Here is a 21,454-nt window from a genome sequence, read left to right on the forward strand (position 1 = left end):
CAAAACATTTTTGTAAAATATTTGTAAGCGGGTACGAAATAGGCTAAAATGACTTTTTAGAGAAAGAGCAAGTAATAGTAGGTGATGATTTGCAACAAGTTGTAAATTTCGATGATCAGTTTAAAGAAAAAATTGTCGAATTTGAAAAAGAGTGTGAAAAAGTTTGTGCTTACTTTGAAAATAAGTATCAAAAGAAGTTTCAGAACTACGATCTTCAATTATTAATTGAATTTACTCGGACAATTAAAGGGAAGATGGCAAAATCCTCCGATATATATGATGATGATTATCAATCATTTATAGAGGTTGGCATTGAAAAAGATGAAGAATATTATCCTAATGCTTATATTCCAATTTGGCGCTGCAAAATGGATCTTTTTCAAAAAATCGGCTATTTTACTGACTATGACATTAAAGGGATAAAGCGCAAAATTTTGTTAATTATCGAAGAAATGCTGGAGGAGAAAGTTGAAGATAATCATTCTTGATGCATGCTCTTAGTTCAAAAGGGGAAAACTCACAATATGTAAATTTTGAAAATGAGTGAGTGATTATGAAAACCTTTAAGGTACTGATTTTACTACTTATGATTATTGGGGGACAGCGTCATGTATCGGCTGAAAAACATATGCCGAATGAAATTGAATTAATTCCATGGGATCAGGTAAATCCTCTGCTGCCAAAGTATACGAAGTTCACAGTACGTGACGTCATAACTGGAATGGAATTTAATGTTCAAAGACGTGCAGGCAACAGGCATGCAGATGTACAACCATTAACAAGAAGTGATACGAAAATCATGAAAGAAATTTATCAAGGTCAATGGAGCTGGAAACGAAGGGCAATTATCGTTTTATATAAGGGTCAACAAATTGCAGCTTCTATGCATGGAATGCCGCATGGAGCAGGAGCGCTGAAAAATAATTTTCCCGGTCATTTTTGCATCCATTTTTACGGAAGTACGACTCATCGGAGCAATAGTATGGATTTATCTCATAAATTAATGATTTTTAAAGCGGCGGGGAGAATATACGAACATTTGCAAACGGCAAACCCGCATGAGGTAATTAGTGCATTTATTACAGGCATTAAAGAAGATGACGAAGAAATTATTGATATGGTGACGATTCAGAATTTAACATGGGGAAAATCCTTATCAAAAGTAGAAATGATCATGATTAAAAATATGCCTCAGCTCCCAGATGAAGACCTTGTTTCTCAATTGCAGCTTTCAGTGCCAATTGAGCTTGACTGGTATAGTGCGGATGTTGGAGGAAAAAATAGTCATGGAGAGATTCATTTATTTAGATTTTTGCCATCGGAAGGTTGGAAAATTGATGCGCGGCGATTTGTAGAAGATTTTTTTGAAGATGGGATTGTAGAATTAAAGAAAAAATAGCGCCTGAGTTTTTTCATGCGTTCAGACCGTAGACTAACTCGAGAATTTCGAGTTTGTCTACGGTCTATTTAATTTTATAATATTTTTCGCGGGCGGGGCCGAGCTCACCCCCCGCCCCCCGGAAAGCAAGCGCTCGGAGCGGAAATCAGCCTTTTTCCCACCATTCCTAAACAAAAAAATGACAAAAGGTAGCGAGAAGGGCTTCGCACTACCTTTTGTCGACAATCTGAGCGATTCCGTTTTTTCAAGCGTTATTTTTCTCACCAAATTTAATGAAGGTGAGTTCATCTTCAATTAAGCCGCATGCCGCACATTGAACACGAATGTCTGGACCACTATATGCTAAATGGAAGGGGCTCAATTGTTCACTTTCATACTCTTCTAATACGTTACCAGTCCGTGGATCCATTTTTACATACTGTGGTTCCTGTTTAATAACATTGAAACGACTTCGGTTTGTCTTGCAATTTGGACAACAATAAGGTGAATTCATTTACATTCTCCTTTCATTGGGCTATGTTATAGTTAAATATCTATTGTTCGAGTTGTCCCTGACCTTGGTAAATATGATAGCTTTGGATATGATTAAACTTGATGGAAAGCAAGAAATCGATACGTCAATTCACTTAGCAATGTCTTTATTTTATTTTGCCCAGAATCGATACAGACATACGATAACCTTTCTTGCTCCGTAATAATCACTTTTGTTTAAAAAGGGGGATGGAAAGTGGTTTTCAATTATGATGAACTATTAAGACAATATCGTTCCCTTTGGAATAATCGTGTTTTACAAGTCGAAAAAGATAGTAAGAATACTTTATTGGATGCTATTCGCAGGGAGCTTGACGATGCAAATTCGCATCCCCGAATTCGTAAAGGGCTTCATGAAAAATTTTACTTTGCGATAAAAAGAATCAATCGTTCTTCGCTTTGTGAAGACATAAAAACGCAACTTATTGCGTTACATATTAAGGTGATGGAAGAACACGAAGGGCAGTAGGACATAAGTTGCTATTTTGTCCATTTTGCCGATTTTTTGATAAAAGTTCACTATTCGTTCACAGATTCCTTTTTTTTGAACGATATAATGGGTATGAATGCTTAAGTAAGTACAGTTGAAAATTTTCGAATAGGGGAGAAATACATAATGCAAAAAAAATTTATTGGTTTCATGGCTTTTTTTATGATCGCTATTCTGCTTAATGCATGTTCTGAAGAGAAAAATGAAGAGAATGAGCTTCCAATCTTAGATGTTAAGCTCACCGTAGCACCAGAAAAAGCTGAACCAGGAGAGGCAGTAACGATTGAAGCAAAAGTTACCTATGGCGATGAAGACGTAACAGATGCCAATGAAGTTACATTTGAGATATGGCGAGCCCATGACGAAGAGCATGAAAAGGTTGAAATAGAACATGCAGAAAAGGGGATTTACCGTCTCGAGAAAACTTTTTCAGAAGAGGGAACTTATTATGTTATATCACATGTCACAGCTAGAGATATGCATAATATGCCGAAAAAAGAATTTGTTATCGGTGAAGCAAGTGAACCAGAAGAGTCTCCTTCCTCTACTCATATGAATCATTCAGAGGATGAAAATTCAGCTGACCATAGTGAAGATGGTCATGAAGGGGAATGATCGAGTCATTCTAATTAGTTAGTGGTTTTTAGACCAACAATTGAACATTCCCGGCAATCACTCATATTCGCGAATATCAATCTCTGTATATTGTAAATGGATTGATTTTGGCAGTTTAATTTCGAGGGTCCCTTCTTTATAAGAGGCCCTCGCACCTTTTCTCTTCACAATCGCTGGAAGCGTAATGGTATGTTTATCCTCAGCTTCGGGAAAATGCTCAATGATAAGTTGATTGGAAGTATGGAATATTCGCATATTATGAACGCTATTTTTATTTTTGACTCGGATGATAACATACACATCATCATGCGTTTCAAATACATTTGCTTCCAGTTGATTGAACTTCTGAGTAGTTGGTTGTGCAGAGATATTAAACGGATTACTTCCTTTTGTAAAATTCATCTCTTGCATTTCTGCTGGCATCATTTTCCCGAGCATTTCATTTACATACTTTTCAATTTCTTCTGGTTGCATTTGCTGTAGTTTTTTTATTGTATCTTTATTAAACGGAGTTAAATTCCATGGAAACATTTGGTTCTTCCTTTCCGCTTAAGAGCGATAAAGATCATTTTTTGCCAGTAGAGTACAATATCATCGTATGCAAAAAAATGGGATGGGTTATTTTTTTCACAGTGTAGAGAATACAAAGTTGCAAAGAAATGGACGGAATGTTTGCATATCTTTCAATTTCTTTTTAGTATAGAGGTAGGTTCCATTCATGAATTGCACCATGAAAGGAACTTATATAAAGTATATTCATATTGTGAGGTTAGTCATTTTGAAACAAAAAACCGCCTTAATAACCGGTGGAGCAACGGGAATCGGGAAAAGAACGGCGTTGGAGCTCGCCGGAAGTGGAGTTAACCTGGTTATTAATTTCCGAAGCAGTGAAGAACAGGCGAAAGAGCTTGCAAATGAGTTACATTCATACGGAATAAAGAACATTATCGTACAGGGTGATCTTACGAGAGAAGAAGATTGCATAAAGCTGGTGGAAACCGCTCTGAATTTTTCTCCGACCATTGATATCCTTATTCATAATGCTGGCCCTTATATGCATAAGCGAAAAGAGATGGTTGAGTACACTTTTGAAGAATGGAATTACATAATAAACGGGAATTTAAATGCAGTATTTTATTTATCAAAATCGTTAATTCCGAAAATGAGGGAGCAAAAATGGGGGCGCATCGTGACTGTTGGTTTTGATCGAGTTGAATCGGCACCAGGATGGATGTATCGCTCCGCTTTTGCAGCGGCTAAAACGGGACTGGCTTCTTTAACAAAAACAATAGCGTTAGAAGAAGCGGAAAATGGTATTACCGTAAATATGGTTTGTCCAGGTGATATTACAGGTGAGTGGAAAGAGAGAGGAATCGGCGATGCCCTTGATGTATTTGACAAGGATACGCCAATTGGACGCCCCGGTACAGGCCAAGACATTTCAAGGGTAATCTCTTTTTTAGTAATGGAGGAATCTAGTTTTATCACAGGAGGGATTATCCCCATTACAGGAGCAAAAGATGTTCTTGGAAAAGTAAAGCATGTCAACTTTTAGCTGTGATGAAGGCATCCATGTGATGGGCAACAATCAATAGGGGGAGAACTAGAAACGACTGCTAGCGTTAATAGCTCTTATACAACAAGAAATCATTTATTTTCTAAACGACAATAAAGCAAAGGAAGTAAAACAACTAGTTTTTTTCCTTTGCTTTTTTTTTATATTTGTTTAAGCTGTTTGAATTTTTGCTTCTGTATATAAATAAGCCTCATGCTTAAAGTGAGTGCGCCAACAGCTAATCCACTAATTAAGCCAATCCAGTAGCCAACAGGGCCAAGCGATGTATGCATCGCTAATATATAGCCAACTGGCAAGCCGATTATCCAATAGGAAATCAGTGACATCATCAAGGTCATGTTCACATCTTTATACCCTCTTAACGCTCCTTGAATAGGGGCTTGAATTGCATCCGATAATTGAAAGAAAAGGGCAAATAATAAGAAATGTGCTGTTAATTCCAATACTTTTGCATCTGTTGTGTAAAAACTAGCAATTTCAAATCGGAAAATAAGTAAGATCAGTCCGCAAAAAATCGCCATCATCACTCCGAGTGAGACGCCAATCCAACTGTACTCTTTTGCATCCTTTAATCGTCCTGCCCCTGCTTCAAAACCAACTAAGATTGTTAAAGCCATTGAGATACTTAGCGGGACCATGTATAAAAAGGAGGCAAAGTTGACCGCAGCTTGGTAGGATGCGATCGTGATTGTATCAAAAACACTCATTAATAAAGTGACTGCTGAGAAAATGCTAGTTTCAAAAAACATTGAAAAACCTATTGGAACACCGATTATTAAAATTTCTTTCCATTTTTTTATTGATATGCGATGGACGGTTTTAAACAATTGAAAGGATGAGAACGGATAATGTTTTGCTGTAACGAAAAAGGCAATTCCCATGATGAGCCAATAGGTTATAGCAGATGCATATCCGGCTCCAACTCCTCCAAGCTTTGGTAAGCCAAGTTTTCCAAAGATAAGGAAGTAATTAAAGATTACATTTATAGGAAGAGCCGATAATGTGATAAGCATTGAAACCCGCGTTTTTCCTAATGCATCGATAAAAGAACGAAGTACATTATAGATAAATAATGGCAGTATTCCAAAACTAAGGGCTTTTAAATAATCCATGGCAATCCGTCGGACCTCGTCCTCAAGACTCATCATATTAAGCAAAGGATCTAATAAAAAGCTTCCAATAATAATGACAGCCAATCCTATCACGAAACTTAAATATATTGCTTGAATAACATTATAAGCAACTTCATTTTCTCTTTTTCCTCCGATTAGTTGAGAAACGATGGGGGTAACTGCTAATAATATTCCGTTAAGGCCGGAAAAAACAGCAACCCAAATCGAAGACCCTATAGCAACTCCAGCTAAATCATTTGGGCTAAATCTACCCGACATCATTGTATCAAAGAAGCTCATGGAAAACATGCCAAATTGAGTAACCAAAATAGGAATAAGAATTTGTATGAGCAGTTTGCCTTTCTGCTTTTTGTTATAAGTTTGATCCATATGTATACCTCGTTAAATAGAAATTTTCTGTTATAAGAATGGATTATATCATACTAGGTGACTAAAATAAGGGAAATTACGCAATTTTTAAACATACAGGTGATATTTTTTACATATAGTGTAAGGACATGCGCTTTTGAGAGGAGAATGAAGGTGGCTTATCAAGGGTCAAAGGGCTGGTATGTCCAAAAACTAAAAGAGCTTGGCGTTTACTATCATCCGGTAGAGAGAAAAAAGCTGGAACTATACAAAGCATATGTATTACGTAATATTTATCTTCAGATGACGGAAAAAAAAGATTAACAAGAGTTAACTAAAATCCTTTAACACAATAAGGCAAGGGAAGATAAATGACTCTTTTTCTTCCTTTGCTTTCTTTGTATTTAGATCATCCATTTAACGAGTAAATCTGTGGACTAGCACAAACAGCCACAGCTCCAAAACTTCAGGCAGTTTTCTTCCACTAAGCTTGCTGGAGCGGTGAACATGTCCGTATCGCTTCATCGATTTGTGAAAAATGTTCATCTCCATCCCAGTGTACGAACGGTTAAAGCGAGAAAGGCTCCAGTCCAAATAAGCTTCCAATTCTGGAACAAATGAAGTCTGCAAGAGTTCAATCCGTCATCCGATTAATAGCGCCAATAAAACAAAGTGCCGGAAACCAACGTCATTTGTTTCTACCCTGACAGAACAGAGGACGACAACTCTCGAGGTTCTGCAAAAAAAAGACTGATGAAACCCTTTTCAGTGGCCTCATTTACGGGAACAGGTGAGTGCCCTCAGGAGAGACTCTCCAAGGAAGCTCACCGCCCGCCCCCTCGGGAAGCAAGTTCCTGGAGCAGAAATCAACGGATGTTGTCCGCAATTGCAAAAAAAATTGACAAAAGGTACCGAGAGAGTGTCTCACAATACCTTTTGTCGACTGTCTGAAACCATCCGTGCGTAATAACGGCTGGTTTTTATTATGCTTCTAATAAATGATTTGCATCTTGCTTTACATATCCATGTCGCAATACATGGAGTGTATATAGATCCTTTGGAATTTCATATAAATTATAAATCTGCTCTGAAACATTTAATTGTGCAAAAATTTCTTGGCGTGTTTCATTGGCATGGATGACATAAGGAAGCTTTTCAGCTGCTTTTTGAGAACGAATATTTTCATTGCGAATCCGCATGTAGACCGTCTCGATGTTGAGGTTATTAAAAATTTCTTCAAAGAAAGCATCCTTCGCGATCTTGTTATAGCCTTTGCCATGAAAAGGCTTTCCTAGCCAAGTTCCTAGAAACCCTGCGTTGTTTTTTATGTCAAATAAATTAATGGTTCCAATCGGATTTCCCCACTCGTCTAGAATTGTACGTGATATCAACTCTCCTCGTTCCTCAGCTTCAATGGTTTGCTTTGTGAGGAACAGGAATTCATCTAACGAGCTGGCCTTATGACGAACAAAAGGGAAGACATCGGGGTGTATCATCCACTCATATAATGCATGACTGTCTTGAAGTTCTCGTTTTTTAAGCATGAATAATTCCCTCCATAATTGAGGACAGTCTTATTCTACGCATAAAAAGACTAAGACCCACCCTCGAAATTTTTTATAATGTTGCTAAAAAATTTCGGGGTGGGAATCGAACCCACTAGAACCAGCTCATGAAATATCTTTGAGTGGTGGCGCACCATTTGCCTTCCCTATTGCTTTTTTGTTTTGATATGATCAGTATTCTTTCTGTATAATACAAGATTTTTTTGAAAAAGGAAATAGATATTTTATGAAAAATCTTTAAGATTTTTTTCCTTTTTCTTTGAGAAATGTAAACATAAAATAAAGAATAACTCCGGCAATGGATAACCCGATTATCGGCAAAATAAGAGGACGCGAATATTGTTCAATCTTTTGCCAATGTTCCCCTAATTCGATTCCCAACAAGAGAAATAATATCGTCCACGGAATCATTGCACCTATCGTCAGCAATGTAAAATGGGCAAGAGGCACCCTGGCTATGCCGGCGGGAATAGAAATAGCGTGGCGGATAACGGGAATAAACCTTGCGGAGAAGATCACTCCAGTACCATATTTATGGAACCACGATTCGGCTGCATCAAGATGTTTTTTTTGTATTAAGATATATTTTCCGTATTTTTCTAAAAAAGGCCTCCCTCCGTAAGCGCCTAACCAATATAAAAACAACTGGGCGAGCGTCCCTCCGATTACTCCGCAAAGAAGAGCTCCGAAAAAGTGAATTTGTCCGGTACCAATTAAATACCCACCATAGCTCAGGACAATTTCACTGGGAATAATTTCAATCATAAGACCAAATAAAATGCCAAAATAGCCAAGGGCAGAGAGGAATTCGAATATATTCGAGATTATTTCATGCATGAAAACTCACTCCTAAAAAAAGCCGGTCAACTGAAATATTAATACTGTGAAACCTAAAATCCATACATATACGGCGAAAACCTTTAATGAACGTTTCTTCAAAAAATTGATCATCCAAACGATTGCAAAATATCCGCAAAGTGCCGAAGAAATGGTTGCAACGATTAGACTTCCAAGCGTTACTGCTTCAATGTTTCCCGATACCAGATCTCCCAATTCCAGTACAATGCCTCCAGAAATTGTGGGAATGGACAGAAGAAAAGAGAAATAGGCAGCAGTTTCTCGGTCCAGATTCCTAAATAGCCCTGCAGCAATTGTTAAGCCCGATCGTGAAACAGCTGGAAAAATCGCAGCAGCTTGAAAAGTTCCGATAAAAAGTGCGTCTCCATAAGTAATGTTGTCCATTTTTTTGGCTCCTTTTTTGACTCCATCTGCCATCCAGAGAATAAATCCCGTGAATAAAAACTCCCAACCAATTGTGACACCAGTTTTGGAGATGGAATCAAATAAATCATTTAAAAGAAGGCCAACAACGACAGCAGGAATCGTTCCAATCATTAGTAATGATGAGCGTTTTCCAAATGGATTTTTTATGATGTGGATGAGCTCATCTTTATAGACAACGAGAACAGCAAGCAAAGTACCTACATGTAGCATCGTATCTAGGAATAATCCAGCTTCGTCTAATCCGAATACATGTCGTCCTAAGTAAAGATGGCCTGTACTGGAAATGGGAATAAATTCGGTCAGCCCCTGGATAATGCCGAGTACGAAGGCTTCTAGTTTTGACATCACTATGATCATCATCCTTTTTAAAGTTGTCCTTTTATAAATGTATTCATGATGTCCATTTCAAGAACATAAAGATAAACATGTAATATGGAAGTGCTAATCATATGAACATAGCTTTGTCCAGTTTGGTCACAATATCAATAGAGATTTATTTCATTGATGCCCATTTTTACTCAATTGATCAGTGTGGAAAGGGTGCTTGCCAATTTAAAATTTGCACTCAAGAGCAGATTGCCATTCATAGGGAAATCTTAACGTTTTCATCTAAACCTAAAGGAGGCTTTATTATGCCAAGTCATGATGAGCGATTATTTGCAGCACTCATATTTGTTGTTAGTTTTTTTACTGTTTTTATTGGTCCGTTAATCATTTGGTTGCTGAAAAAGGAGGACTCGACATATGTAGATTATTATGGAAGAGAATATTTTAATTTTTTTATCTCTTATGGAGTCTACTCGCTCATAAGTACACTGTTGATGCTTGTCCTTATCGGCTTTCTTACAATCTGGATTGTTGGGGTATTGTATTTCCTCTTTTCGATTGTAGCGGCTATCAAAGCATACGAAGGTACAATTTACAAAATTCCATTCGTATTCCGATTAATTCGATAGAAAAAGTCTAGGCAATTCCTAGACTTTTTCTATTGAATATGGAAAATGATAGTTAAGAAAAGCAAATGGCTTCAGAGAAAATAAGCATGAATAAGAGGAAAACGAATATAGATTTAGTAGAAGAGGTTTAACTAGATATAGGGAGGAGTCTTTCAAATGTGGACATGGATACTAGTCATCATGATCTTGTTTTTGATACTAGTGTTGTTCGAGGAGTTAATAGAATTCCTTGTTAATCGCTTTATTCTTGGTCCTGCATCATGGGAAGGCAAAATCAAAAGATTTCTTCATAGTTTGATAGGATGGTTTAAAAGAAAGGGAAAACGCCCGTTTTCACTTAAGTAAAAGCTTGCTTAAACAGAATTGTTAATAAAACATTTTTTGGCTTATTTCGCGTGAACGGACGTTTCATACGAAATAAGTTAAAAGTCAACATCGCTATATAACAAAGCAAAGAGAAAAATAATGAATACCGAATAAAAGAGGAGATTTTGTAATGAGTATACAACAATATTATCGTTTTGCAGCAATTACTTATTTAAACGGGAGTATTGCTGCACTTATACCAGTCATGATTGTCGTCATTCCATTGTCCATTTTATCACATGGAAAAGAAGTGGTGTGGACTGCACTTCCCTTTATTTTATATAGTTTGGTCTCTTATCAATCATATCTTCTTAATCATGATCGCTCTCTTGAAATTGATAAAAGTGTACCTGAAGATGATAACCTTTCGCTCCGTAGTAAAGATAAATATTTGCTCATGTTTATGCCTGCACCGTCTTTGCGGATGCTTCTATTCAGCCCTAAAGGAGCGATATTAGGTGAAATAAGGGACGCTCGTTATTTGAAGCTTAGATGGTTTCTTCCCTATTTTCTTGATCGGTTTATTCCGGCAGAGTATGGGTTGTATAATGTAAATAATGAATTAGTAATGAAGGTACAATGGAAGAGGGATCGTGCAAATGTATATGATAGTAATGGAGATTTACGCGTAAAAATTGAAGAGCAGGAACGAAATAAATATAGTATTCAATTTTTTGATCAAGCCTTTTCGATTATCGTCCAATCAGAACGTTTATTTACGGATATTCAATTTAAAAATACCAATAAAGAGACGATTGGACGGGTACGAAAAGGGTGGATGCCTTTAGAATGGGATGCATTTTTTAAAGATGCGAATACTCCTGTTCTGTCCTTTGATGATGATTTATCTGAGGAGGAAAGATCCATAGTTCTTGCCCTCCTAGTGAAAATATATCGCTACCGCAACCATTGAAGATAAAATGATAGCTTCCTTCTTTCGAATTCAGTAGAATAGAAAACGATAAATATGTGTGCCGTGCGGTTAAATGTAAATAAGTTATTTTTTGCTTTCTATAAACGAACCATATACCTCAAGAAATGCTCGGAATTTTGGTTTAAAAAAGGATTTACACAACATCGTAAAATCTCACGAATTAGAAAAGAAGGAGTTACCTAATGAAGAAATTTTTATTCATATTCGTATCGATCGTTATACTTCTGTTTATCATCGATCGGACAATTTTGAAGCAAAGCAGTGATGACTCTGACAAAGTGAGTGGTGAGCAATATGAAAAGATTGCAGATCCTGATTCATTGCCAGTGGGGGTGAAGAAAGAGGAAAGAGCCCCTTCCTTTGCCATAACAACTCTTGATGGTGAAGATGTAACCTTAGATGATTATAAGGGAAAAAAGGTTCTTTTGAATTTTTGGGCAACATGGTGTCCACCATGTAGAAAAGAAATGCCTGATATGCAACAATTATATGAAGAGAATCGTGACGATGATTTCGTCGTTCTTGCTGTAAATATGACGAACACTGAAAAAAAAAGGAGCGACGTTGTTCAATTTGTAGACCATTACCAACTAACCTTTCCGATTTTGATGGATGAAAACGGTAAAGTGGCCCAGCAATATGAAATCCTTTCATATCCTACATCATTTTTTATTGACTCGGATGGTGTTATCAGAGGAAAGATTGTTGGTGAAATGAGTAAAGAAATGATGTACAAAGAAATGATTCTTCTTCCTTAGTAGATAGCTTTGCTGTTCATTTTGCTTTTTGTAAGGAGATGCCGTTCTCACTTAAGGTAAAATAATGGCTTTGTTAAACAATATCTTTTGATAAAAATGAGTTTTGCCTCATTTCGTGTGAAACCTTGGTTTCACACGCCTTTCAGTTATACTGAAAGGTTCTCTGATTCCATGAAACGAAAGGGGAAAACGAGATTTATCCTTTCGTTTCATGGAATCAGAGAGAAAATGAGCCAAAAATCTGACATATAACAAATCCTTTGCAAAAAAAAGTAGAAAAAATATTCGTGAAATACAAACTTCGACAGTATTATCAAAAATCATTCTTTAAAATGACTATTGTCAACAAAGATCCAATTGTCGGAGGGGTGAAGAATGGAAGTATTTGTTGCCAAGCAGCCTATTTTAAATCAGAAGCGAGAACATATTGCATACGAGCTTTTTTATCGAAGTGGATTGAAAAACTCTTTTCCCAACATAGATGGTGATCGAGCAACTGCAGATGTCATTATTAATAGCTTTTTAAATATTGGAATTGAAGAGCTCTCCAATGGAAAGCCTTGTTTTATTAATTTCACGAAAAAACTTTTACTTCTCGGTTTACCAACCTATTTTAAACCTCAAGAAATTGTGGTTGAACTGTCAGAAGCTACTTTTCCAACAGAGGAGATTCTGGCTATTTGTAGTGAACTGAAAAGTTTAGGCTACAAAATCGCTTTAGATAATGTAGTATTGAAAAATGGGAATCTATATTCGGAGCAATTAATTCAATATATAGATATTATTAAAGTTGATTTTCTTTTAACTTCAAAAAGGACAAGGAGGCAAATTGAGAAACGGGCGAAAGAAAGAGGAATTAAACTTCTTGCAGAAAAAATTGAAACAGATGAGGCGTTTGCAGAAGCAAAAAGATATCATTATGAGCTTTTTCAAGGATATTTCTTTGCTGAACCATCAATTATTTCGACTTATGACATCCCAACGTATTTCTTTGCCCATTATGAGCAGTTACATGAGATTATCTTAAATGAAACGGATATGGACGTCATTTCCGATTTTATTGAGAAGGATGTATCCTTATCTTATAAGCTTTTAAAGCTTGTGAACTCACAATACAGTCGAACAAAGCACAAAATATATTCTGTTAAACAAGCTGTTATGATGTTAGGATTGATGGAAATTAAGAAATGGCTATATGTGTTATCAGTTCGGGAAAAAGACAAAGCTAAAAATGACTGTGCTAAGGAAGTCGTTCACTTATCATTGACGAGGGCAAAAATGTGCGAGTCAATTGAAAAGCTGAAGAAAAAGAAAAAAGCACCGTCAACTTACTTTACTCTAGGTTTGTTCTCTCTCATGGACAGGCTTGCGGGAGTGCCGATGGAAAAAATGATCGAGAACTTACCATTACATGATGACTTATCTGATGCGTTATCTGGAATTCAAAATCCCCTTAAAGATGTTCTTGATTTAGTAACTGCGGTGGAGAAAGCTCATTGGGTTGGAATCCGCGAAAAGTGCAGGGATTTAAAAATAGAAGAAAAGGATTTATTTAAAATTTATGCTGAATCATTAACGTGGTCCGAGCATTTAATGAAAAAAGAAAGTCAATGGGTTTTGTAGAAATTATTTATGGCGATTCGTCTCATTTTAAGATAGGCTATATTTATGATTCTGTTGATTTTTGATCCACTTCGTGAAAAACATTGGATTCTCTCACGTTTTACATGGAATCAGAGCTAAGGTAAGCAAAAAAATGCATGATCAATCAAACTGTTTAAAATACAATTAGAAATGGAATGAATTTCATAATCTTCAAGATAACTGTGTTGAAATGACAGACAAATATGTATGCTACAGTAAATAAAAGCTTGTCATTTTACGACAGCACACGTCTATTTTGATTTAAGTACTTCGAAAAATATGAATTAGTGGGGGTTTATGTAAGTGGAATTTAAGATACTCAAATGTCATGGATCAGGAAATGATTTTTTGTTAATAGATGAGATTTCACATCCATATTCCTTTTCGGAAAAGGAGCGGAGAGAACTAGCGATAGCCCTCTGTAATCGTAAGACAGAGCTAGGGGCAGATGGAATTTTATTTGTCATGAAAAGTGAGAGAGCAGACGGGAGAATGCGCGTGTTTAATGCGGATGGTTCAGAAGCATCTATGTGCGGCAATGGACTACGTTGTGTGGCGAGATATGTTTGCGAACTACTGAATGAGGAGTCTGTCTTAATCGAAACGATGAAAGCAGATTTAGCTGTGAGGAAAGAAGCGGATATTTTTCCTGAGATTCCTACTTATTTAGTGGAAATATCACCAATTTCTTTTCAAGTTCAGGATCTTCCTTTAAAGATTGAGCAAACAACATTAATCAATGAACCGATTCCAGCATTATCAGAAGAACTCATATTTACCGCTGTCGCAGTTCCCAATCCGCATTTAATTACGATTGTCGATAGTGATATGATTCACTCAAATGTGCAGAAGGAATTAAGCGAATATGTGAACGGTCCAAACAAGTTCTTTCCAGATGGTGTCAACGTTAGCTTTGTAAAATCGATAAAGCCAAATCAAATATACGTACGTACATTTGAAAGAGGGGTAGGTTTTACGAACGCCTGCGGGACAGCGATGTCAGCCTCCACATTGGTGAGCTGCCTAAATGGGTTGAATAAACTGGAAGAACCGGTCGAGGTCCTTAATAATGGTGGAAAAGTTCGTTGTGTCGCCCATCAAAAAGAGGACTCTTACACCATTGATTTAATTGGCAACGCAACGTATGTTTATGAAACAAAAGTAAAAGTCGATTTACATTCTCCATCTACATTTACATGTACATCGAAACAGGAATTCTCGAAAGAAATAGCGCAATACACAAAGCTTCAGGAAGAAGTAGCGGCGTATTTGAAAAATATATGGTAAATGAATGGAGCGCAAGAGTAAGTATGGGAAGTTGTTCTTGCTTCAATCATTGCTCTGTCTCCCGCTGGGGTTTTGACTCTTGCAGAAGCTCCATTTTTGCCTCCACTTCTTGTTACAATAAAAATCTTGAGCAGTTCCATTTTACGAGAAGCAAGTTACTTTCCTTTTAAAAATCGCAGCACGGCATCGAAGCGCTGTTCCTTTTTTGCCTGAAAGAAATCTCGAAACGGATCTCCTTTTGATTTTAGTCTTGGAATGATTTGTGGCATTTGAAATTGTTCAATTGTAAGGTTTTCAGAAACTTCCTCCCAAAACAATGGGGTTGCAACGGTAGCCATTGAAGTTCCCCTCAATGAATAGGGGGCAATAATCGTTTTTCCTTCTGCATGCTGAACATAATCAATATAAAGCCGATTCCCGCGATTTTTTTTCATCCGTTCGATCGTAAAAGAATCTGGATCCTTAGAGACTAGATAGTCAGCGATGAAAGACGTAAATAATCTTGTATCTTCGTAACAGTAGAGATTGTCTGGGAGAGGGAGATAAATTTGTAATCCTTTATTTCCAGAAGTTTTTATAAAGCTTATTAACTCTAAATGATCGGTAACTTCTTTTATCATTAATGCTGCTTTAATGGCTAAATGAAAATCTTCTTTTGAGGGTGGGTCAAGATCAAAGACGATCTCACTTGGTCCTGTACTTCCGATTGCCTGAAAGGGAATATGGAATTCAAACGCCAATTGATTGCCTAACCATAGTAGTATTTGTAAATTATTACAAATTGTATAGTTAATTCCATCCTCTAATTTCGTTTCAACAAATGGTGGTGCATAATCAGGGGTATTCTTTTGGTAAAAGGACTCACCGAAAATACCGTGAGGATAGCGAATCACAGTAAGTAAACGATTTCGTAAAAAAGGTAAAAAATGTGGTGCGATCTCTCTCAAATAATGAATATAATCATGTTTTTGAATCGGAGGTTTTTCCCATAACGGTTTGTTCGGATGTGTGATCTCGATTGCAGCTGGAAGCGTTTTTTGCTGCAGTAGAAATCGTTCATATGTACAGTCCGTTGGCTGCAAGTCAAACCGAAATTGGTCAAAATGGGGTTCGCGTAACTGTTGCTCATAGAACTCCAAATACTTGATTTGAACACATATCGCCGGAGTTACGTAAACAAATTGTTCATCTTCATTAATTTTATTCTCTTTTAATGTCCGGTAGAGAGCTTGTTTTTCATCTGGTGTAATACCAAATAGAAATTGTCCTATAGGAACGATTTTGTTTTGTTCATAAACTCCTACATAAAAGTATCCATTGGATTTTTCATAGGAGGTTATGAAACATGAGACATACTTCCAGTTTTTCAGTTTCAGCCATGTCGTCGTTCGTTTTCCTTCTTCCCATACATTATTGCTTTTTTTGGCGACGACTCCTTCCCCATCATATAGAGTGACTTTGTCCCAAATCGTTTTGTAGCTATCGTAATAAGGTACCATTTGAACGAGCTTGTTGTTTTTTAGATCCGGGCGTGTTGGTAAACCTACCTCCTGAAAAAAAGACTCCATCAATTGTTTTCTATTAGAATAGGGCATAGAACGAACATCTTTTCCTTTTAGAACAATGACATCAAATAAGAGTAAACGACAAGGAAATTGCTCTGCTCTTTCGGCAATTTTCGGTTGAGAACGCATTCTCCCTCGTGTTTGCACATGGTTAAAGTTTGACTTGTAATCGTTCTCTAAAAAGACAATTTCACCATCAAAGACCATCGGGAGAAAAGGTTTTATTTTTTTTCGTTCTTTCTTTAAAAACTCACTTATTTCAGGAAATAAACTTAAAAGCGGCTTTCCGTTTCGACTGTTTAGTTCAAGTTGTCCATTCCATGTCAACAGCGCCCGAAATCCATCATATTTCACTTCATATTTCCATTCTTTCCCTTCAGGTATCTCAAATGTTAAGGTTGGTAACATTGGTTTCAATCTTGTTCGTCCCTTCCGCTTTTAGTAACAATAGTTTGCCTCATTTTTATCGATTTCAAAAATAATTTTCCATATCTTTATGAGGATGATAATGCTACTGAGACATAAAATAATGGCAAAAAAAGATTGGAGTCATGCTGATGCATACAATATGGAAAGGAAGTATAAGCTTTGGTTTAGTCAATATCCCGATAAAGCTTCATGCTGCAACAGAAGATAAAGATATCAAGCTCCGAAATTTGCACAAGGAATGTCATTCACCGATTAAATATGAAAAGGTTTGTCCTGTTTGTGAAGTAGAAATAAAGAATGAAGACATTGTTAAAGCCTACGAGTATACAAAAGGGAAATTTGTTGTACTTGATGATGAGGAGCTTGAAAGTTTAAAAAAAGAAAAAGAGGATAAAGCGGTTGAAATTATTGATTTTATTAAAATGGAACAAATCGATCCGATCTTTTATAATCGCAGCTATTTTATGTCCCCGAGTGAAGGGGGCGGGAAAGCGTACTCCCTTCTTCGGAAAGCGCTGGGAGAGTCAGAAAAGGTAGGGCTTGCCAAAATTATTATTCGTTCTAAAGAACAGTTGGCTGTTATTCGTGTATACGAAAATACATTGGTAATGGAAACTCTTCATTTTCCCGATGAGGTTCGCTCTGCCGGGGATGTTCCCAATGTCCCACAGGAGGAGAAAGTATCAGAAAAAGAATTAAGTACCGCAATCCTTTTAATTGATCAATTAACGAATGACTTTGAACCGGATAAATATACGGATGACTATCGCACAGCCCTTTTAGAGCTGATTGAATCAAAAAGGACTGGAAAGGAAATTGTTACTCCAAATGAAAAGGAGAAAAAATCTAATGTGACGGATCTGATGGCCGCACTTCAAGCTTCTATTGATAGAACGAAACCGAAAGGTACTACAGCAAAAAAGAAAAAGGCAACAGCAAAAAAGAAAAAAGAAGCTTAAAAAATGCGTGAATAGTCGGTGTAGGTAGCTCGTTTGGCTATACCGACTTTTTGACGTGATATGTTAAACTAATAGCAAGGAAGCGTTGTAAAAGGGGAGAGGAAATTGAAAATATTAGTAGTCGGAGCAGGAGCAGTTGGTGGATATTTTGGAGGTAGGCTTTTAGAAAAAGGAGAAGATGTGACTTTTCTAGTACGAGAAAAGCGAAAAAAACAGCTTGAAGAGACAGGGTTGAGAATTCAGAGCGTACATGGAGATGTCCATTTAACACCAAAATTAATTGTTAGTGGTGAAAAACCGCAAACATACGATGTGATTCTCGTAACAACTAAGGCTTATCATTTACAAGCTGTTATTAAGGATATTCGTCCATATGTGGAAAAAGAGACAATGATTTTGCCTTTATTAAATGGAATTTCTCATCTTGATCAGTTAATTGATGAATTTGGAGAAGGACCGGTACTTGGTGGCCTCTGTTTTGTCGAATCAACTTTAGATGAAAATGGCACAGTTATCCAGACAAGTCCGATACATAATTTAGTGTTTGGAGAGCGAACGGGAAAAAATACAGAGAGAATCCAACAATTATGTCAAAGCTTTTCCATGACGAAAGCTAATTTTATATACAGTGAGGAAATTCTAAAAGAGATGTGGCAAAAATACTTGTTCATTTCTTCACTTTCTGGGGCAACAACATTAATGAGGGCACCAATTGGTCCTATTCGTGCGACGAAAAGTGGCTTTGCCGTGCTGGCTGGAATTGTAACTGAAGTAGTGGCGATTATGGAAAAAATGGGAGCGCCTATAGACCAGAAGCAAATACCATCTCAGTTAGCGAAAATTAAAGAAATGGGTTATGAAATGAAATCATCCATGCAGCGTGATATGCAAAAAGGATTGCAAACAGAGGCAGATCATTTCTTTTTGTATTTGCTTAAGCAAGCGCAGGCCGAAAACATTAAAACTCCTATTTTAGAAATCGTTTACGCAAACCTTAAAGTATATGAAAAAGCAGTATTGGGGATAGAATCGTGAATCAAAAAATTTTACCAGCTTCAACAAGTATGAAAGAATTTGAATTATTTTTGAAAAGCCCTTATGAAATTGGAGTCATGCTCGAAGTTCATATCGCTCAATTGAAAAATATCAGTCAAATGGCCAAACAGAAAGGCAAACAAGTGATTTACCATATGGATATGATTCATGGGATCAAAAATGATGATTATGCGACTGAGTACATTTGTCAGGAATATAAACCATTCGGGATCATCTCAACGAAGTCAAACGTCATATTAAAAGCAAAACAAAAGGGGGTACTGGCAGTTCAAAGGGTATTTTTACTGGATTCTCACGCCCTTGAAAAGAGCTATCGTTTAGTTGAAAAAACGAAGCCGGATTATATAGAAGTGTTACCTGGCGCAATGCCGTGGATGATTAAAGAAGTAAAAGAGCGATTAAATACACCGATTTTTGCTGGAGGTTTAATTCGTACACGGAAAGAGGTCGAGAATGCACTTGAGGCAGGGGCAACTGCAATTACGACCTCTAAAATAGAGTTATGGCAAAATTGGCTAAAGTAAAACAGGTGCAAAAAAAAATGATCTATGGTAAGATGGAATTAAGTTAATAGTTCGGTAGGAGAAATGGAGAGACCACGAAACATTATCGTCTTGGATAGTGTTGCTTGTGGTCTCTCTTTTTTGTATCTACGTTCGAGTTTCAATTAATTAACAGTAATTAATACTATTTAAAGCATGTCAATGTATTAATGATGAATGATAATATGCTCATAAAGGGGATAATGTGATGAATTTTTCAAACAAGAATAGAGCAAGTATGGTTGCGCAATTAAAGAATACGGAGTTTGATGTTCTCGTTATTGGTGGGGGGATTACTGGAGCCGGTATTGCGCTTGATGCTGCTACCCGCGGAATGAAAATTGCTCTTGTAGAGATGCAGGATTTTGCCGCTGGAACCTCAAGTCGTTCCACCAAACTTGTCCATGGTGGCCTGCGTTATTTAAAGCAGTTTGAAGTGAAAATGGTGGCTGAAGTTGGGAAAGAAAGGGCAGTTGTTTATGAAAATGGACCACATGTGACAACACCTGAATGGATGTTATTGCCATTTCATAAAGGGGGAACATTCGGCAAGCTTTCAACTTCAATTGGTCTACGGATATATGACTTTTTAGCAGGAGTGAAACGAAGTGAGCGTCGAGTGATGTTGGACGCAAATGAAACGCTGAAAAAAGAGCCACTAGTTAAGAAAGAAGATTTAAAAGGTGGCGGTGTTTATGTGGAGTATCGTACTGATGATGCGAGATTAACGATTGAAGTTATGAAAGCCGCCATTCAAAAGGGAGCAATTGCGCTCAATTATTCTAAAGTGGAAAATTTGTTGTATAAAGACGGTAAAGTCTCCGGTGTTGTTGTGCAGGATAGAATCACTGGAGAAGAATATGAAATTATGGCAAAAAAAATCGTCAATGCAGCAGGGCCGTGGGTGGATCAAATTCGTGAAAAAGACCAATCCAAAACAGGCAAGGTATTGCGTCTTACGAAAGGTGTCCACGTTGTCATCGATCAATCAAAATTCCCATTAAAACAAGCTGTTTACTTTGATACACCAGATGGAAGAATGGTTTTTGCGATTCCTAGAGAAGGAAAAGCGTATGTCGGGACAACGGATACTTTTTATGATCAGGACGCAGCCATTCCAAAAATGAGCTCTGAAGATCGAGACTATATTTTGAAATCCATTCATTATATGTTTCCCGATGTGAAGATTACTGAGAATGATATTGAGTCAAGTTGGGCAGGAGTTCGTCCTTTAATCTGGGAAGAAGGGAAGGACCCTTCTGAAATTTCTCGAAAGGATGAGATTTGGGAATCTCCATCTGGGTTGATTACAATCGCGGGAGGAAAGCTCACTGGTTATCGTAAAATGGCTGAAATGATTACCGATGTACTTGCGCAGAAATTACACGATGAATACAACCAAGCTTTTGCGAGCTGTCAAACGAAGCACTTGCCGATTTCTGGTGGCGATGTAGGTGGTGCGGCTCGCTTTGAACAATTTGTATCTGAACAAGTTGAAGCAGGAGAAAAAGTTGGATTATCTGAGGAGGAAGCAAGACATTTAGCATCCAAATACGGTTCAAATGTGAAATATCTGTATGAAATTATTGCGCAGAATGGCGAGAATGCACAGGAATATCGCTTGCCTATTACTCTCTTTGCCAAGCTGCATTATGCTCTTGAACAAGAAATGGTCTTTACACCGGTCGATTTCTTTAACCGGAGAACAGGAGCAATTTTGTTCGATATTTCATTAGTCCATACGTACAAACAAAATGTGATTGATTATATGGCGAATTATTTTGCATGGACAGAAGAGGTAAAGGAAATTTATCAGAATGAGCTGGATGCAGCTTTAGTAGATGCAGCAGTTCCTGTCGATTTACAAAAATAACAATCGTTAAAAACAAGACAATTTTTGCTGGAATTGTCTTGTTTTTAATTGAGAATCTCTAGAAAAATGCTTTTATACGTATGACTTTCTCTATCGTAAGCTGCTAAGATTAACTGCAGTCCTCTCATAGCCGCACTCTGGCAA

Annotated in this window: 22 protein-coding genes; 15 read left to right on the top strand and 7 right to left on the bottom strand. The window is 37.1% G+C overall.

Features of this window, described 5'->3' with window-relative positions; all coding sequences use genetic code 11:
• Window positions 1-89 precede the first annotated feature (89 nt).
• Entirely contained in the window at window positions 90-488 is a 399-nt protein-coding gene (locus NST02_RS11525; protein ID WP_095306402.1) for a hypothetical protein, read from the top strand.
• 65 nt (window positions 489-553) lie between these two features.
• Window positions 554-1,399, top strand: a complete 846-nt coding sequence (locus NST02_RS11530) for a hypothetical protein (RefSeq protein WP_095306401.1) — start codon at window positions 554-556, stop codon at window positions 1,397-1,399.
• A 244-nt stretch (window positions 1,400-1,643) separates the two neighbouring features.
• On the opposite strand, the gene NST02_RS11535 is transcribed toward NST02_RS11530, so the two are convergent.
• Window positions 1,644-1,892 (bottom strand): DNA alkylation repair protein, encoded by a 249-nt coding sequence (locus NST02_RS11535; RefSeq protein WP_095306400.1) that lies wholly within the window; start codon window positions 1,890-1,892, stop codon window positions 1,644-1,646.
• A 234-nt stretch (window positions 1,893-2,126) separates the two neighbouring features.
• Between NST02_RS11535 and NST02_RS11540 the strand changes: the two genes are divergently transcribed.
• Together NST02_RS11540 and NST02_RS11545 are read left to right on the top strand one after the other, a co-directional pair.
• Window positions 2,127-2,399, top strand: a complete 273-nt coding sequence (locus tag NST02_RS11540) for a hypothetical protein (RefSeq protein ID WP_137743122.1) — start codon at window positions 2,127-2,129, stop codon at window positions 2,397-2,399.
• A gap of 147 nt (window positions 2,400-2,546) precedes the next feature.
• A complete protein-coding gene (locus NST02_RS11545; protein WP_340949049.1) occupies window positions 2,547-3,035 on the top strand; it encodes a FixH family protein in 489 nt (162 codons plus the stop codon).
• A gap of 57 nt (window positions 3,036-3,092) precedes the next feature.
• On the opposite strand, the gene NST02_RS11550 is transcribed toward NST02_RS11545, so the two are convergent.
• A complete protein-coding gene (locus NST02_RS11550; protein ID WP_095306397.1) occupies window positions 3,093-3,566 on the bottom strand; it encodes an Hsp20/alpha crystallin family protein in 474 nt (157 codons plus the stop codon).
• Window positions 3,567-3,813: 247 nt separating this feature from the next.
• Between NST02_RS11550 and NST02_RS11555 the strand changes: the two genes are divergently transcribed.
• Complete coding sequence (locus tag NST02_RS11555; RefSeq protein WP_095306411.1) at window positions 3,814-4,590, top strand: SDR family oxidoreductase; 777 nt, start codon at window positions 3,814-3,816, stop codon at window positions 4,588-4,590.
• A 161-nt stretch (window positions 4,591-4,751) separates the two neighbouring features.
• Here the strand turns inward: NST02_RS11555 and NST02_RS11560 are convergent, their stop codons facing one another.
• A complete protein-coding gene (locus NST02_RS11560) occupies window positions 4,752-6,113 on the bottom strand; it encodes an MATE family efflux transporter (protein ID WP_095306396.1) in 1,362 nt (453 codons plus the stop codon).
• 147 nt (window positions 6,114-6,260) lie between these two features.
• Between NST02_RS11560 and NST02_RS11565 the strand changes: the two genes are divergently transcribed.
• Entirely contained in the window at window positions 6,261-6,416 is a 156-nt protein-coding gene (locus NST02_RS11565) for a DUF2639 domain-containing protein (protein ID WP_373315026.1), read from the top strand.
• Between the two features lie 659 nt (window positions 6,417-7,075).
• On the opposite strand, the gene NST02_RS11570 is transcribed toward NST02_RS11565, so the two are convergent.
• From NST02_RS11570 to NST02_RS11580, 3 genes are all read right to left on the bottom strand, one after another.
• The gene (locus NST02_RS11570) at window positions 7,076-7,636 is read right to left on the bottom strand and encodes a GNAT family N-acetyltransferase (RefSeq protein ID WP_095306394.1); all 561 of its coding nucleotides are present in this window, start codon (window positions 7,634-7,636) and stop codon (window positions 7,076-7,078) included.
• A gap of 258 nt (window positions 7,637-7,894) precedes the next feature.
• Window positions 7,895-8,494, bottom strand: a complete 600-nt coding sequence (locus NST02_RS11575) for a DedA family protein (protein ID WP_095306393.1) — start codon at window positions 8,492-8,494, stop codon at window positions 7,895-7,897.
• Window positions 8,495-8,506: 12 nt separating this feature from the next.
• Window positions 8,507-9,286 (bottom strand): undecaprenyl-diphosphate phosphatase, encoded by a 780-nt coding sequence (locus tag NST02_RS11580; protein ID WP_095306410.1) that lies wholly within the window; start codon window positions 9,284-9,286, stop codon window positions 8,507-8,509.
• A 287-nt stretch (window positions 9,287-9,573) separates the two neighbouring features.
• Between NST02_RS11580 and NST02_RS11585 the strand changes: the two genes are divergently transcribed.
• The 5 genes from NST02_RS11585 to dapF all read left to right on the top strand — a co-directional run bounded on the left by NST02_RS11585 (window position 9,574) and on the right by dapF (window position 14,886).
• Window positions 9,574-9,897: a DUF4870 domain-containing protein gene (locus NST02_RS11585; protein ID WP_137743121.1), complete on the top strand. Its 324-nt coding sequence runs from the start codon at window positions 9,574-9,576 to the stop codon at window positions 9,895-9,897.
• A gap of 496 nt (window positions 9,898-10,393) precedes the next feature.
• Window positions 10,394-11,176 carry a hypothetical protein gene (locus NST02_RS11590; RefSeq protein WP_095306390.1) on the top strand — a complete coding sequence of 261 codons (783 nt, stop codon included), beginning with the start codon at window positions 10,394-10,396 and terminating at the stop codon, window positions 11,174-11,176.
• Window positions 11,177-11,379: 203 nt separating this feature from the next.
• Window positions 11,380-11,955 carry a TlpA disulfide reductase family protein gene (locus NST02_RS11595; RefSeq protein ID WP_095306389.1) on the top strand — a complete coding sequence of 192 codons (576 nt, stop codon included), beginning with the start codon at window positions 11,380-11,382 and terminating at the stop codon, window positions 11,953-11,955.
• A 375-nt stretch (window positions 11,956-12,330) separates the two neighbouring features.
• A complete protein-coding gene (locus NST02_RS11600; RefSeq protein WP_095306388.1) occupies window positions 12,331-13,578 on the top strand; it encodes an EAL and HDOD domain-containing protein in 1,248 nt (415 codons plus the stop codon).
• Between the two features lie 324 nt (window positions 13,579-13,902).
• On the top strand, window positions 13,903-14,886 hold the full coding sequence (dapF, locus tag NST02_RS11605; protein WP_095306387.1) for a diaminopimelate epimerase: 984 nt from the start codon (window positions 13,903-13,905) through the stop codon (window positions 14,884-14,886).
• 155 nt (window positions 14,887-15,041) lie between these two features.
• On the opposite strand, the gene NST02_RS11610 is transcribed toward dapF, so the two are convergent.
• The gene (locus NST02_RS11610) at window positions 15,042-16,868 is read right to left on the bottom strand and encodes a DNA ligase D (protein WP_095306386.1); all 1,827 of its coding nucleotides are present in this window, start codon (window positions 16,866-16,868) and stop codon (window positions 15,042-15,044) included.
• Between the two features lie 140 nt (window positions 16,869-17,008).
• Between NST02_RS11610 and ku the strand changes: the two genes are divergently transcribed.
• From ku to NST02_RS11630, 4 genes are all read left to right on the top strand, one after another.
• Window positions 17,009-17,839: a non-homologous end joining protein Ku gene (ku, locus tag NST02_RS11615; RefSeq protein ID WP_095306385.1), complete on the top strand. Its 831-nt coding sequence runs from the start codon at window positions 17,009-17,011 to the stop codon at window positions 17,837-17,839.
• A gap of 105 nt (window positions 17,840-17,944) precedes the next feature.
• Window positions 17,945-18,874 (top strand): ketopantoate reductase family protein, encoded by a 930-nt coding sequence (locus NST02_RS11620; protein WP_340949053.1) that lies wholly within the window; start codon window positions 17,945-17,947, stop codon window positions 18,872-18,874.
• A complete protein-coding gene (locus tag NST02_RS11625) occupies window positions 18,871-19,419 on the top strand; it encodes a glycerol-3-phosphate responsive antiterminator (RefSeq protein ID WP_095306383.1) in 549 nt (182 codons plus the stop codon). The genes NST02_RS11620 and NST02_RS11625 overlap by 4 nt, the downstream gene beginning before the upstream one ends.
• A 226-nt stretch (window positions 19,420-19,645) precedes the next feature.
• Window positions 19,646-21,310, top strand: a complete 1,665-nt coding sequence (locus NST02_RS11630; protein WP_095306382.1) for a glycerol-3-phosphate dehydrogenase/oxidase — start codon at window positions 19,646-19,648, stop codon at window positions 21,308-21,310.
• Window positions 21,311-21,454 lie beyond the last annotated feature (144 nt).

The sequence above is a fragment of the Robertmurraya sp. FSL W8-0741 genome (assembly GCF_038004005.1).
Lineage (GTDB): Bacteria > Bacillota > Bacilli > Bacillales > Cytobacillaceae > Robertmurraya > Robertmurraya siralis.